The sequence below is a fragment of the Priestia sp. ST2 genome (assembly GCF_055810735.1).
Genome location: NZ_JBVVNT010000002.1, coordinates 1,185,029 through 1,197,818 on the forward strand (window position 1 = coordinate 1,185,029; position 12,790 = coordinate 1,197,818).

Below are 12,790 nucleotides of genomic sequence, written 5' to 3' on the forward strand. Positions count from 1 at the left end.
TCTTTTTATACATCCTTGATAGAACGCGTTTTTCTCTGCAGATAATTGAAGATAAGATGTATAAAATGTGCACCCCATATCTATATGCTCTTTCTAATTCTTCTTCAAATTATTAAGATAAAATGTGCCCGCCTTCCACGTGAAGAACGGTTCCAGTCACAAAACTATTTTGGAGCAAGTATAATACGCTTTGTGCAACATCTTCAGCTCTTCCTATTCGTTTCACAGGAAGTTTGTTTCCCATCGTAGCATAGAAATGGTTACGGATTTCTTCTGGCATTTTGTTGCGGGAAGGTGTATCAATGATACCGGGTGAAATGATGTTCACTCGGATCGGAGCAAGTTCTAATGCCAAGGTCTGAGCTAAATTTGAAACGGCGGCATTGACTGCACCTAGCATTGACGAACCAACCATCGATTTGTAGGCTACCACTCCAGAGAATAAAATGATCGAACCGTGTGGTAAAACTTTTGGAGCTCCGTATTTAGCTGCGTAGTATTGGCCCCAAAATTTGTTTTCAAACAATTGCCGAGCTTGGGTTGTATTGGTGTCTAGGAATGACCCACTGGATGTTTCTGCGGCGCTCACCACAAGATGGTCGAATTGGCCAACTTTTTCAAAGAAAGACTGAACTTGCTGTTCTTGAGTTGTATCTAGCGTAAAAGCCGTGGCCCTAGCCCCTAGTTGCTCTTTTGCATTCTGTAATTTATTTTTGGAACGGCTAGCAATAATTACTTCTGCTCCTTGAGCTATTACTTGTTTAGCTGACTCAAAACCAATCCCTGAGCTTCCACCAATAATCACAATTTTTTTACCTTTTAACATGCTTTTACCTCCCCATGATTTTACTTAATAGATTAAAGATCCAATACTTCTTTCAGATGTATATCAAGTTCGAATATAAATTTTTCAATATTGGGATTTTTAATTACATCATAACAAGTGAAACTCTTTAAAGGTTTCATTCCGAGGAATTTATGTACACGATGTAAATGGCTTAATGTATCTTCTAAGCTGTTCCCTTCAAAAAATTGAGTTGGATTGTTAAATGCTTGTTCGGGAGCATTCCAGGTAGTCGAAAACATATATTTCTTTTCGGTCAATAACCCACCTCTTCCATATTGATCAGCACCCTTAAAAAATAAACCATAAGCATAAACTTCATCCATATACGTCTTCAATAAGCCTGGGACACTGAACCAATAGATAGATGTTTGGTAAATTATAATATCAGCCCATAAAAACTTTTGGTGTTCTTCTTCGACTTTATATCCATTTTGAATATTTGTTGTTTTAATATTGTTCTTTTCACTTAACAAACTGATCATTTTGTTCATCAATGTTTGGTTCAAAGTCCCTTTCGCTGAACCATATTTCTGATGGCCGTTAATAACAAGTATATTTTTCAATTTTTTTCCGTCCCCTTTAATTCTGTAATCTTTAAAAAATCCGTTGATCTTTAATTTTCAGACACTACTCCGAGCTGTTGCATTAATGTAAGATTATCCTCTAAGTGCCAATCCTCAACGATTTTCCCATTCCTGATATGCAAAATATCAATGGCAAAGAAATGAACCGGCTTCCCTGTTGGCGTTCTCCCCATAAACTCACCCTTGTATGTCCCGGTGAATGAGAGACGGGCTGTAGCCTTGTTATCAGATACCACTAAATCCTCAATAGTACAGCGTAAATCAGGAACAGCTTTACGAAAGTTGCGAGAAGCGAAGGCCAATCCCTCCGGACCTTGAGGTCTTCCCTTCGGCAATGTGTTATCAAAGAAGTTAGAGGCAACGGCTTGTGAAATAAGATCCTCATTTCCAGTATTCCAGAACCCATAAAAACGCTGGGCGGTTTGAACCATGGCCGTAGCTTCTTTTGGTTTCAATGACAGATCGACTGTCATCGATTTTGGTTGAGGTAAATCCTTTAATAGTTGAATGTCTGCATGAGCTGTTTTAGCAGGTTTATAGTCAGTATTGTTCTTGGCACATGCGGCGCTCATGAGTGTTACCCCAAGAGCCATGGTAATACTAACTATCGATCGAATCGTTCTTTTTTGTAACCTCATCATATTTTCTCCTCAAATGTTTTGATATAGGTTGCGAATCTTTCTCCCTAAGTGTGGACTTACAATGAAAGCCCCAAGGGAATGAGATATTGTGCTTTTTTCTAAAGTGCCTCTCCATCAATAAACGTTTATACATAATTTGCAGTTACGCAGATTTATTCAAGCTCAGCTAATGTAGGATACGTTTCCTCTCCTCGATTCAGGGACCAGCTGAACGACGTAACCAATAACCTTGCTGCGCTAAGGTAACATTCAAACCTTCTGCTACATTTGGAAGAATATCAATGATGACAAAATATGTAGTACCAATAGCAAAAGTACTGATTAAGAGAGTAATGAGCAATAAGGGCAGTGTGATTGGTTGATTGCTCGCACTAACTTTGATCACCTCCTCAATGTAGGGTTAGAATAATAGGCTCATCGATATTATATGTATAGTAAGTTTCTTTAGGGAAGTAGTGATATTTATTTCATAAAGTTTCTGAAAGTATACTATTGTGATATGATAAGGAAAATTAGCCAAAAAAATTTTTAGGAAGGATGTGTCAGATGAGTGCTATTGAGCCGGTTGTACTAACCAAAGGAACATCAGGGGAGCCTTGTCCCATTGCTAAAACGCTTGACGTGATCGGTACTAAATGGACCTTTTTAATTATTCGGGATCTGCTTATCGAAGGAACGATGCGATTCCGTGATTTGTTGAAATCAATGGATGGAATTAGTCCAAAAACACTTTCATTACGCCTTAAGGAACTGGAGAATCATGGGATAGTGGAAAGAAAGGTGTTTCCAGAGGTCCCTCCTCGTGTGGAATATACGTTAACGGAAAAAGGGAAACGATTGGAAAGTATCTTCATTGAATTAAAGAGATTTGGATTAAATTTATAGGAGATTAAATATAGATCATTCTTTAAATTTGAGTGCGTCAATTATGAACGATATTAGATATGATTTGATTTATGGAGAACAACCGAACCAGCTATGCGTAGTTAATAACATAAAACCCTTATCGCAGTAGGTAAGGGGTAGGTAATTATGTAAAAAGTAATGGGTTTTTACATGGTGGGGCTTGGCCTATTAGCTTATCTTTTTTATAAAAAGAGCAAAAGATGTCCTAACGACTAGAGTTGAATGTAATACAAAAACATTCAGGCTATTGCCCTTGGCATAGAACATTTAGGCAAAGTTAATTGTTAAAAAACGCTGAATGGGCAGGTTAGTCTAAAAAGGATAAACAATCCTGGAATGGGAACTATAACTAAAAGATTATTATAAAATTAAAAGGAAGGGAAGATCCTCCATATTGTTCAGTCCTTCAGAAAATATAAAAACACAAATTGACGAAAAATATAGAATGTTAGATGATGCTCATAATAAATTAACGGAAATTTGGACAGATAATATCGTCTTTTCTTTTGGTTGGTGGACATCATTATTTCTTACTGTTATCCCATGGATAGTATGGTTTATCTTTAGAAATAAAGAGAGTAAAACTATTTTATTATTGGGAGGACTTTGGGCTATGTTTATTTCTACATGGTTAGATTATGTTGGGGTGACAATGGGCTTATGGAGATACTATAATAAATTAATACCATTAATGCCAGATTATATACCCTGGGATTTTGCTCTGATGCCAGTTACAGTAATGTTTTTCTTACAGATTAAACCAAAGGCAAATCCGTTTATTAAAGCTTTAATTTTTGCAAGTATAACAGCGTTCTTAGCAGAACCTTTGTTTCTTTGGTTAGGTTATTATCATTATCCAGGATGGAATTCAATTTTGTCTTTTCCGTTTTTTATAGTCATATATCTAATTGCTCATTATTTGGTTAACAGTAAGGCCACTAAACCACTTAAGTGATTGTTAACAGGTGTAAATACCCTTTATAATGTTAAAGATTCTGAATCACTGAGAATAAAGGATAATGAAACCATTTAGAACGTTCCTAGGGGACAGAGTCATATATACCTCAATATGGACGAGGTCCAAAGAGGTTCCGACGACTAAAGGAGAATAAGTGGGAGCTTGGTGAATCAAATCATACGAAAACAATAAAAAAGAACCGACAATTGATTGCCAGTTCCTTTTTATTGTATAAATGTAGTCATTCTTCATTTTTATAAATAAATAAGCCATTTACGAATGTTTCGAAATCAGGAGCTAATTCCAAAATAAGTGTGTCTTCTCCCCATTCTAGATCCATATAAATTATAGGAGGAGTATCTTTTGTATTCCGATAATCAAATGCAACCCACCAATGGCCCTCTCCACATAGCAGAACAATATCTTTAGGTAAGTCCCATTCTTCTATATAATAATCACTGGATAAAATGCCTTCTTTTCCTATTCCATAAATTTCAGGAACGTTTACATGATCGTTTGCCCAATTTGTTGGAACAGAGGTAGGATAGTCACAATACTTTAAATTGCCCCCATTCTGTATTTTACATAACTCAATATAGGATTTTGGTAACTTCACACCCAACTTCTTTTCTGCTTGGTTGACCATTTCTTCTGTTAATTTTTTTGATTGACTGTATCCATCATCCCAAATATCTCTCATTTCCCCATCCCTTTCAACCCTTACCAACTAAATGCTTTTCTTCATGCCACATTCCCTGCATTCACGTAAGAAAATGCCACCTTTTACGGAACTTTTGAAGTAAGCTGAGTTGCAGTGATCGTATCTTCTACTAACTTTATCCGGAAATTCATCGTATTCATACACTTTATCAAGATCTGTTTCTTGCTCTTTTGTTTCTTCCAGGTTAATCACTCTTTTCTATTTGGCTTTTATTAGACTAACACACTTATGTCTATATAAAAGGGGCATGTTAAAATTACTCAGGTTTCTCCACTAGCTGCATCTGAAAAATTTGCGTTTCTTGAATACCTGCTCTTTGGAGTTCCTGTTGAAATGATTCTCCTTCTTTTAGTTTAATGATTCTCTTCGAACCGTCACGTAAGGTGTATACTCTAAAATTGCACATGAATATACCTCCACCAAAATAAATGATTCCTGTACGCGATTTCTTCAGGAGCTAGGCCAAGGGAACATCGACGAGCTCGCTTAACCTCATTTTATTCTTTAACTCAAATACGTCATCGATGAAAATAAATAAATCCCCTAGAGAATCAACAAACTGAGTGAATCCTATCTCTGTTATGCATTGGCCTCTCTTATAATAGGTAAGGTACACTTGTTTATTTGTATGTAAGGCTTCAATTAAGGTGAAATTCATCTGTTCCATTTCTTATATGCTCTCTATTTAAATATTAAATTTCCTGTTAAATTTAAAAATCTCATTTACAGCCTGACGGTATCCCCCTGATTTTTGAAAAGATTTTCTTATATCTGTAAGGGCTTTCTGGAAAGAGGAATGTTCCAACACATGATTCACAGTTTCACATAGTTGATTTACAGTTAAGTTTTGCATTTGCAACTTCATTCCAGCTTCAAGATGCTCAACTTGTTGAGCAATCACTGGCTGATCTGCACTCTGTGGGATTACAATAAGTGGCACCCCATAATAGAGACCTTCACTGGTGCTATTCATTCCACCATGTGTGATAAATAATTTCGTGTACTTTAGCACGTCAGTTTGTGGAACGTAATTTTTCACAATGAAGTTTTTAGGGATTTTCCCTAAATCAGATAGTTGAGTTTTTTCACCAATAGACATAACGACGGTATAGTCAGTGTTCTCAAAAGCTTTAAAGCAAAGTTTATAGAAATCAATCTCTTGATTAAAGACAGTACCTAATGAAATGTAAATAACGTCTTTTCCTTTTAATACAGAAAAATCAAAGCTTCCTTGTGGTTCCATTGTAGCAATAGATGGCCCTACGAATTTGTATGTTTGATCAAACATTTCTCCAGAAGGCTGAAATTCCCTCGTTGTATATACAATAGTAAGTGGTGCAGGATTACAAAAAACTTCGTAAGGAGAAGTGATTTCAACCCCATATTTCTCTTTAATCTTTCTTGTTAAGCTTTGAAACTCACCATTTATTCTGTTAGCATGTTCTAATGGAATATTTTGAGATAGATATTCGAACATTTTTTTAAACGATGTTTCAGTTTGAGCAAAAGATGTACATGAGTTAATGGCCGGGAGATTTAGAATTTGAGAAAGTAAACGCCCGCACCCAAACATAGAATCGTGAATGATGTAATCAAAATGTTCTCCCTGTATCTGTTCAAGAACACTAGGTATAACGATATCTGCTGTATGTAAAAGACCGTTAATTCTTTCAATCAAATAATTTCTTCCACCTGAGATGAAAGCTTTTAAAAATTTTTGGCCGTCAAATGTTCTCACATCAGCTCCCGTCTTTTCAATACGTTCTTGAAACTCTTCTATTGAAAAGTATACGACCTCTTCTCCACGCGAAATAAGCTCCTGTACAACTCCAATGGTTGGATTGACATGTCCTTCTGATCCACCATTAATAAATAAAACACGTGCCAATATAACTCCTCCTCAAGTTAAATATTATTTGGATTCCACTGAAAACTCTTACTTAACTTAAAATAATGAAACTAAATTTAATTTTAAACGAATCGAACATCAATTAGTTCACTTAACCTCATTTTGTTCTTTAATTCAAACACTTCATCGATAAAAACAAACAAATTCCCCAGGGAATCACCAAATTGGATGAATCCCTTTTCTGTAATACATTGTCCCTTTTTGTAGTATGTAAGATAAACTTGTTTATTTGTATGTAAGGCTTTAATCAAGGTGAAATTAATATGTTCCATTTGTTCTTCTGTTAAAAGAGGTTGAGGTACCTCTGCTTGCTTGTTTATAACTTCCTGCAATCCTAGGTATTGTTCGGGCATACTCGCAAACGGGCGCCATTTTTTCATTCCTCTATCGTTATTCATGATATCATCCTCCTTTAAGCTTTATGGCCGCCAATAAGACCATTTCGATAACGAGCTGTTGAATGATCTAGATAGCTTGAAGCCCGCAGAACACTATTCTTCCCATAACGCAGCCTAATTTCATCTATCGTTTTGGCAAGAGCATAGGCTCTTTCACGCTGATCGATATTCTCAAATAAGCTCATTTGCTCCTCTTCTTCAATGCTCGTATCCGATAGTGAAATCCCAATAGAACGGATGGGCATGCCACTATCAAACGTATGTAAAATGGTTAAGCAGTACGGAAAGATATCGTGGCTTAAGTTCGAAGCTCGCCCCATTTTCTTTTGTCTTGAGAAGCCTCCACCTGTTTGTTTGCTATAGCCAATGGATAAATGGATCGTTTGAGCTACCACTTGATGCATGCGTAAACGAAAACAAACATCGTCCAATAGCTCCAATAGTAATAATTCCACTTCTTTTCGGCTTGTATTATCTCGAAAGAGAATCTGACTTTTCCCAAAGGAACGGGAACTAGGGATGTACACATCGGAAATACGACTAAAATCAATTCCATTCGCATGTTGGTGTAATTCTTCGCCCATAATGCCAAATTCTTTTTGTAACATCTCCTTCGAAGAAAGAGCGAGTTCTTTTATGGTATGGATACCTAAACGATTTAAGCGTCTTTCTGTAGCTGACGAGATCCCCCAGAAATCCTTCATTGGATGAATGCACCATAACTTAAAGGGAATATCCTCATATCGCCAATAAGCAACCCCTGTTGGGCTGTGCTTTGCTTCATGATCTAAGCTGACTTTAGCTAGTAAGAGATTAGGACCGATTCCTGCGGTAGCTGTCAGTCTTGTTTTACGATAGATCTCATTACGTATTCGATGAGCTAGCTCCTCTGGTGTTCGGGCAAATAAATGCATTGATTTAATTATGGTAAGGATAATTACTAAGGGGGATGTTCTGCATGACACGAAAATGCTTTAATTCCGAAGGTGCTGTGGCCGTTGGTCCATATTCTCATGCTGTTGAAGCAGGAGATTTAATATTTTTATCTGGTCAAACTCCTATAGATTCACAGACACAAAAACTTTTGAAAGGTGATATCGCAGACCAAACAGAGCAATGTTTTAAGAATCTATTTAATGTATTAGAAGCTTCAGGTTTAACTCCTGAGGATGTAAAAAAAGTGAATGTATTTTTAACAAATATGGATGATTTTGCGAAAATGAATGAAGTTTATGCTTCGCGGTTTTCTGCACCATATCCAGCTCGTACAACTATAGGCGTGGCCTCTTTACCTATGGGTGCACGAATTGAAATAGAGATGATCGCTAAGAGATAACAAATATAGGAAATTATCTTGTGGATAGAGCACTTTTCTACTCTAGTGGATACTTGAGTGAAAGAATGTTTTATATAACTAAAAATACAAGATAAAGCCATTTGACAAGAATTATAAATTGGCACAGTATTACTTAGTGAGCCAATTTATAATAATGAGGAAAAAAACAAATGATTTATCTTACTATAGCAACTCGTAAATTCTTGATGCCTAGAAAGTTTACACCTATAGTCTATATTCCATAATTACAATTATTTTTGTAATGAGAACGTATATGTTTTACAGTCTAGAAACAAGGAAAACTACTGTTCAAATTTCTACACAGTAATCTTTTCTATACATAGCTTGGTTTTATGAAGGGTAAGTTTGATAACTAGATAATTCTTTTAGCCTTTATAGTGTTGAGGAATACAATGTCTGAATTACAAATTTAGGCTTAAGTTTATTAAGAATAGTCTCCAAAAATTAATACTCGGAACAGTCCGTAAAGTTATACTTTTACGGACTGTGTGTTTGCTTTCATTTCAAACGTTAAAGGAATGAAGTCAAAAATTTTCTTTATGTAATTCTTTATGTAATTTATTATATTCTTCTATTAATTTTCTTAGTTCACCTACCCTCATAATCTTCGCTTTCTTTATTTCTGGCATTTTATCAATAAGATAATATTGAAGGTATGAATCATATAAATAATTATTTGCATTTAAAAAGACATATTCCATATCAGATAGCAGGAGATTTGATTTAGTCAATATAGATTTTTGACTTACCAGATGCTCTAAACTTTTCACAAAATCTTCATGGTTTTTAAGTTTGTAAAAATAGTCTCCTTTGATGTCCTCTGCTACTATATCATTCACGAGTAATTTCAAGGTTCTCATACTATCCGTACGTAAGATCAAATTTAATCTAAATACATTATAATTATCCATTATTCTCTTTCTCTTTCTTTATAGTTTTTAAATTAAGGACAAAATTGACGCTTTATATTTCTAAAAAGTATTTTTACACCAGAACCAAAACTTCTCATCATCACATAGTTAAAGCGATGATGAGAATAATTTACTCTCCGATGTTGATATGTCTGGCACCATAATAAATGGGGTTCCAATAAGAGCTCACTTTATAATTAACAATTTGAACTCCGTCGTTTCTCGAAACCACTGCAATTTGCCCATTTCCAACATAGATGGCAGGGATGATGCTAGTGGATTCAAAGAATACGAGGTCTCCTGGTTGTAAATCCTCCTCTTTCACTTCTGTTCCATTTTGAAGCATGTCTTTCCCATAACGAGGTAAGTTGATACCTACTTGTTTATAAACATATTGAACAAACCCACCAGTATCAAACCCTTGGGGTGATGTCCCCCCTGATTGATAGGGAACATTTAGAAGATCTGTAGCTTCTTTAACAACTGGGATATTCTTAGGAATGATTAGATTTCTCACACGTCTAATACCAGCGAATTTTTCTGTATAGAAATTATAGGACAAGTAATTGATTCTTACCTGTGCCGTATCAGTTCTTGACGCTTGTATTATTTGATTGTTTCCTGCATATATTCCCACGTGGGATATACCTGGTCGATGCGTATCTTGAAAGAACACTAGATCGCCTACTTGAATATCCTTCTTTTCAACAGGTGTACCTACCTCCCATTGTTGTTCAGGTGCACCTGGCAAGTAAATTCCCATCGCTTTTTCATACACATATTTTGTGAATCCAGAACAATCGAATCCATTTGGTGTTTTTCCACCTTCGAGATAAGGTACCCCTATATACTTCAAAGCCTCGGTGATTAAGGGATCTCCACGATCAATATCTGCAACTTCTTCTATTCGTTTAGCTCCATAAAAACGATCATTCCAATAAGAAGAATCCTCAAAATTAGCTAAGGTAATGCCTTTTGAAGGTGAACTATAAATCATTTGCCTATTTCCTAGATAAAAAGACGTTGTTGTAATATAGTCTGTATCTAGATTTTTAAAGAAAAGAACGTCACCAGGCTGAAGATTTTCCTTTGATATGTTTTGTCCTAAACTCCACTGTTCACTTGAATTATCTGGGATTTTAAGATTTAAGGCTTGTTCAAACACATACTGAACAAATCCTGCAGAATTAAAGCCCTCATCAGGTGTCTTTCCACTGTCTGAATAGTCTACACCTATGTATTTCATTGCTTCTTTTAAAAGAGGAGATTCGACCTGATAGATATTATCAGTATCTAGGCGTTTTGCACCAATATACTTATCATTGTAGTAGCCTCCCTCTGTTAGTTCAGTCTTTATGACGCCCTTTGAAACAGAACTAATAATCATTTCATTATTGCCATTGTAAATGCCAACACTTGTGACATTATCCGTATTTGCCCCTTTAAAAAAGACGAGATCACCAGGCTGTAGATCCCCCTTGTCCACATCTATACCAAGCTTGAATTGTTCTCTTGGATACAAAGGTAACTCTACACCTTTAGCTTCTTTAAAGACATATTGAACTAGTCCACCTGTACTGAATCCCTCACTGGGTTCTTGACCGTCTGTAAGGTAAGAAGCACCCAAGTATTTTTGAGCTGTTTCCGAAATACTTAGTTCTTCATCTGCCAGCGCTGGATTAGTAAGAAAAACAGATAGAAAAAAAACGCCTAGGAATATATATATATGCGACCATTTTGGCAAATCTCTCACCCTTTCTTTTTACTTCACTATTATTTTGGTAACTAGATAGTGGATAAAACATCTAAAAAAACTGTTTTTTGTCTAGTTACCCAATATCTACTAGATAAAACAGAATTTTATTTTATCACAGAGATACGCTTTTTATATAGTTGTATTTGTTTTGTTGCAGTTAAACCTCTAGTTATGCATTTTTACTAATTTAGTTCTTTCTAATAAAAATGAAAAAAGAGCTTATACATGCAAATATAGCGAATGATACATCAAGATGGCGAACAAGAACTTGGAAGGTAAACTTATAAAACTCATCGCATTAAATAATGAATATGTGATCAAATCAGTTTACAAACTGATAGGCATTAAGAAAAAGGCTTTTCTCTTAATAGAGAAAAGCCTTTTTCTTAATAGAGAAAAGCCTTTTTTATCAATTCTAGCATCATTATAAACTTCATTATGGTAACTAAAAATGTATACTTTTACACTATGCATTAAGTATAAAAACTTAACTGTTCAAACCCTAAAATCCGCATTCTACGCTCTTAATTACATTTTACAAGAACAATTATTGTTATACGGTAGAAGTCCAGTTGTTGTTAAATAAAGATTTAACAACTTAGAGGGATAGGTGACTACATAATTGCAGAGATATAGATATGACGGTACTTTAAGAAAGGCTTTACTTGTAGATATAGAGGCAGCAAGAGAACTTATGATTAAAGTAGGGTTAGAAGAAGGGTTTACTAGTCATAATACCATTCTAATCAGTCAATTAGTTGATCAATTGTTAAACCACTTAGAAAAGATCACTTCAACTGATTAGTTTTGGTTTTTTATGAAAAGAGTAAAAACAACCTCATTCTCTAATGGCATTGGAGTGAGGTTGCTTTTTAAGGTAACTCTATAACTTTAGATAAATAGTAACATATTCTTTCCATAAAGACTATATTTTACCGTACAAGCATATGGATAAAAGGTGCACTTTTTATACATCACTTTTGCTAATACCCTTGCTAGAGAACGTTGCTACATCAAGGATGTATAAAAAGCTGCATACTCCGGAAAAAGAACCCTCGGCGGAACCGTTCTGCGACAAGGGTTCTTTTTTGGGTTGTGTATCGGAAAGAGGAATTATGTAAACTGATGTTGTATATAGTATTCATAGCGAAAAGTCGATACATACATTTTAAAGTGTTACAAATCAAGCTTGGATTAGAAGGTTGTGAAAAGTAAATGTTATGGAATGTTATTAGTTTATTTTTAGCTAGGATTAGCCATTTATTAGAATTAATTAATACGATTGCTTTAATATGGATCGTTGTTTTATTAAGAAGTAAAAAGAAACAACAATAATATTAAATTAAAGTAATGATTGATATGAAATAAAAGCCTCCTAGCTATATAGAAGGCTTTTATTTATTCACTTATTGGTTTGATAATTTCAGGTTCTTCTTTTTTTGGAAAAGGTCTTATTCCAAAGTAGTAGCTAAAAACAAAAAAGATAACAACAATTACAGCAAAAATGAGCAACTTCTTAGGATAATGCTTGGACTCACTCTTATTCTCAAGCTCTTCCTTATATTTTTGTTGAATCTGTTTTTTCTTATCATCTGTTTTCATATTTACCCCTAAGTTTAGTTTTCTCAATTTTATCATATTTATCTAAAATGTGTTTTACTTCTACCGATAATTGGTATTATGGTGCGACAAGAAGTCGCTTTCTTACAGTGTAGCTAACGCTACTCATCTAGACGCGAAGATGATCTCCATCCGAAACGGCATTCTTGATAACGAGTCTGTCGGTTGCATGAGGAAATGTG

Annotated in this window: 16 protein-coding genes; 4 read left to right on the plus strand and 12 right to left on the minus strand. The window is 35.1% G+C overall.

The window, feature by feature from the left end; translation table 11 throughout:
- Positions 1-112: 112 nt before the first annotated feature.
- The 3 genes from AC0KUU_RS12405 to AC0KUU_RS12415 are packed head-to-tail and all read right to left on the minus strand — an operon-like array spanning position 113 to position 2,003.
- Positions 113-826 (minus strand): SDR family oxidoreductase, encoded by a 714-nt coding sequence (locus tag AC0KUU_RS12405; RefSeq protein WP_165575344.1) that lies wholly within the window; start codon positions 824-826, stop codon positions 113-115.
- Between the two features lie 32 nt (positions 827-858).
- Positions 859-1,410 carry an NAD(P)H-dependent oxidoreductase gene (locus AC0KUU_RS12410; protein WP_322551924.1) on the minus strand — a complete coding sequence of 184 codons (552 nt, stop codon included), beginning with the start codon at positions 1,408-1,410 and terminating at the stop codon, positions 859-861.
- A 50-nt stretch (positions 1,411-1,460) separates the two neighbouring features.
- Positions 1,461-2,003, minus strand: coding sequence for an ester cyclase (locus tag AC0KUU_RS12415; RefSeq protein WP_377570263.1), 543 nt, complete (start codon positions 2,001-2,003; stop codon positions 1,461-1,463).
- Between the two features lie 615 nt (positions 2,004-2,618).
- Here AC0KUU_RS12415 and AC0KUU_RS12420 point away from each other — a divergent pair.
- Both AC0KUU_RS12420 and AC0KUU_RS12425 read left to right on the plus strand, forming a co-directional pair.
- Complete coding sequence (locus tag AC0KUU_RS12420) at positions 2,619-2,957, plus strand: winged helix-turn-helix transcriptional regulator (protein ID WP_029324137.1); 339 nt, start codon at positions 2,619-2,621, stop codon at positions 2,955-2,957.
- 415 nt (positions 2,958-3,372) lie between these two features.
- On the plus strand, positions 3,373-3,933 hold the full coding sequence (locus AC0KUU_RS12425; protein WP_052500314.1) for a CBO0543 family protein: 561 nt from the start codon (positions 3,373-3,375) through the stop codon (positions 3,931-3,933).
- Between the two features lie 244 nt (positions 3,934-4,177).
- Here the strand turns inward: AC0KUU_RS12425 and AC0KUU_RS12430 are convergent, their stop codons facing one another.
- From AC0KUU_RS12430 to AC0KUU_RS12455, 6 genes are all read right to left on the minus strand, one after another.
- Positions 4,178-4,636, minus strand: coding sequence for an SMI1/KNR4 family protein (locus AC0KUU_RS12430; protein WP_043979228.1), 459 nt, complete (start codon positions 4,634-4,636; stop codon positions 4,178-4,180).
- A 27-nt stretch (positions 4,637-4,663) separates the two neighbouring features.
- The gene (locus tag AC0KUU_RS12435; RefSeq protein WP_473452315.1) at positions 4,664-4,840 is read right to left on the minus strand and encodes a DUF8096 family protein; all 177 of its coding nucleotides are present in this window, start codon (positions 4,838-4,840) and stop codon (positions 4,664-4,666) included.
- Between the two features lie 73 nt (positions 4,841-4,913).
- Complete coding sequence (locus AC0KUU_RS12440; protein WP_165575345.1) at positions 4,914-5,063, minus strand: hypothetical protein; 150 nt, start codon at positions 5,061-5,063, stop codon at positions 4,914-4,916.
- 279 nt (positions 5,064-5,342) lie between these two features.
- Positions 5,343-6,545: a macrolide family glycosyltransferase gene (locus tag AC0KUU_RS12445; protein ID WP_043979231.1), complete on the minus strand. Its 1,203-nt coding sequence runs from the start codon at positions 6,543-6,545 to the stop codon at positions 5,343-5,345.
- Between the two features lie 83 nt (positions 6,546-6,628).
- The gene (locus AC0KUU_RS12450; RefSeq protein ID WP_043979234.1) at positions 6,629-6,964 is read right to left on the minus strand and encodes a YolD-like family protein; all 336 of its coding nucleotides are present in this window, start codon (positions 6,962-6,964) and stop codon (positions 6,629-6,631) included.
- Positions 6,965-6,978: 14 nt separating this feature from the next.
- Positions 6,979-7,878: a DinB/UmuC family translesion DNA polymerase gene (locus AC0KUU_RS12455; protein ID WP_241771355.1), complete on the minus strand. Its 900-nt coding sequence runs from the start codon at positions 7,876-7,878 to the stop codon at positions 6,979-6,981.
- Positions 7,879-7,922: 44 nt separating this feature from the next.
- Here AC0KUU_RS12455 and AC0KUU_RS12460 point away from each other — a divergent pair, with 44 nt between their 5' ends.
- The gene (locus AC0KUU_RS12460) at positions 7,923-8,300 is read left to right on the plus strand and encodes a RidA family protein (RefSeq protein WP_043979237.1); all 378 of its coding nucleotides are present in this window, start codon (positions 7,923-7,925) and stop codon (positions 8,298-8,300) included.
- A gap of 545 nt (positions 8,301-8,845) precedes the next feature.
- Here AC0KUU_RS12460 and AC0KUU_RS12465 read toward each other — a convergent pair.
- The gene (locus AC0KUU_RS12465; RefSeq protein WP_043979239.1) at positions 8,846-9,232 is read right to left on the minus strand and encodes a hypothetical protein; all 387 of its coding nucleotides are present in this window, start codon (positions 9,230-9,232) and stop codon (positions 8,846-8,848) included.
- Between the two features lie 130 nt (positions 9,233-9,362).
- On the minus strand, positions 9,363-10,976 hold the full coding sequence (locus AC0KUU_RS12470; RefSeq protein WP_322551922.1) for a C40 family peptidase: 1,614 nt from the start codon (positions 10,974-10,976) through the stop codon (positions 9,363-9,365).
- A 634-nt stretch (positions 10,977-11,610) separates the two neighbouring features.
- Between AC0KUU_RS12470 and AC0KUU_RS12475 the strand changes: the two genes are divergently transcribed.
- On the plus strand, positions 11,611-11,793 hold the full coding sequence (locus AC0KUU_RS12475) for an aspartyl-phosphate phosphatase Spo0E family protein (RefSeq protein WP_043979242.1): 183 nt from the start codon (positions 11,611-11,613) through the stop codon (positions 11,791-11,793).
- Positions 11,794-12,386: 593 nt separating this feature from the next.
- Here AC0KUU_RS12475 and AC0KUU_RS12480 read toward each other — a convergent pair.
- On the minus strand, positions 12,387-12,590 hold the full coding sequence (locus tag AC0KUU_RS12480) for a hypothetical protein (protein ID WP_043979244.1): 204 nt from the start codon (positions 12,588-12,590) through the stop codon (positions 12,387-12,389).
- Between the last annotated feature and the right edge of the window lie 200 nt (positions 12,591-12,790).

Coding starts and splice junctions, on each gene's coding strand:
- AC0KUU_RS12455 (WP_241771355.1), bottom strand. CDS start 7,878: ATGCATTTATTTGCCCGAACACCAGAGGAGCTAGCTCATCGAATACGT.
- AC0KUU_RS12430 (WP_043979228.1), bottom strand. CDS start 4,636: ATGAGAGATATTTGGGATGATGGATACAGTCAATCAAAAAAATTAACA.
- AC0KUU_RS12450 (WP_043979234.1), bottom strand. CDS start 6,964: ATGAATAACGATAGAGGAATGAAAAAATGGCGCCCGTTTGCGAGTATG.
- AC0KUU_RS12420 (WP_029324137.1), top strand. CDS start 2,619: ATGAGTGCTATTGAGCCGGTTGTACTAACCAAAGGAACATCAGGGGAG.
- AC0KUU_RS12440 (WP_165575345.1), bottom strand. CDS start 5,063: ATGTGCAATTTTAGAGTATACACCTTACGTGACGGTTCGAAGAGAATC.
- AC0KUU_RS12405 (WP_165575344.1), bottom strand. CDS start 826: ATGTTAAAAGGTAAAAAAATTGTGATTATTGGTGGAAGCTCAGGGATT.
- AC0KUU_RS12465 (WP_043979239.1), bottom strand. CDS start 9,232: ATGGATAATTATAATGTATTTAGATTAAATTTGATCTTACGTACGGAT.
- AC0KUU_RS12415 (WP_377570263.1), bottom strand. CDS start 2,003: ATGAGCGCCGCATGTGCCAAGAACAATACTGACTATAAACCTGCTAAA.
- AC0KUU_RS12460 (WP_043979237.1), top strand. CDS start 7,923: ATGACACGAAAATGCTTTAATTCCGAAGGTGCTGTGGCCGTTGGTCCA.
- AC0KUU_RS12480 (WP_043979244.1), bottom strand. CDS start 12,590: ATGAAAACAGATGATAAGAAAAAACAGATTCAACAAAAATATAAGGAA.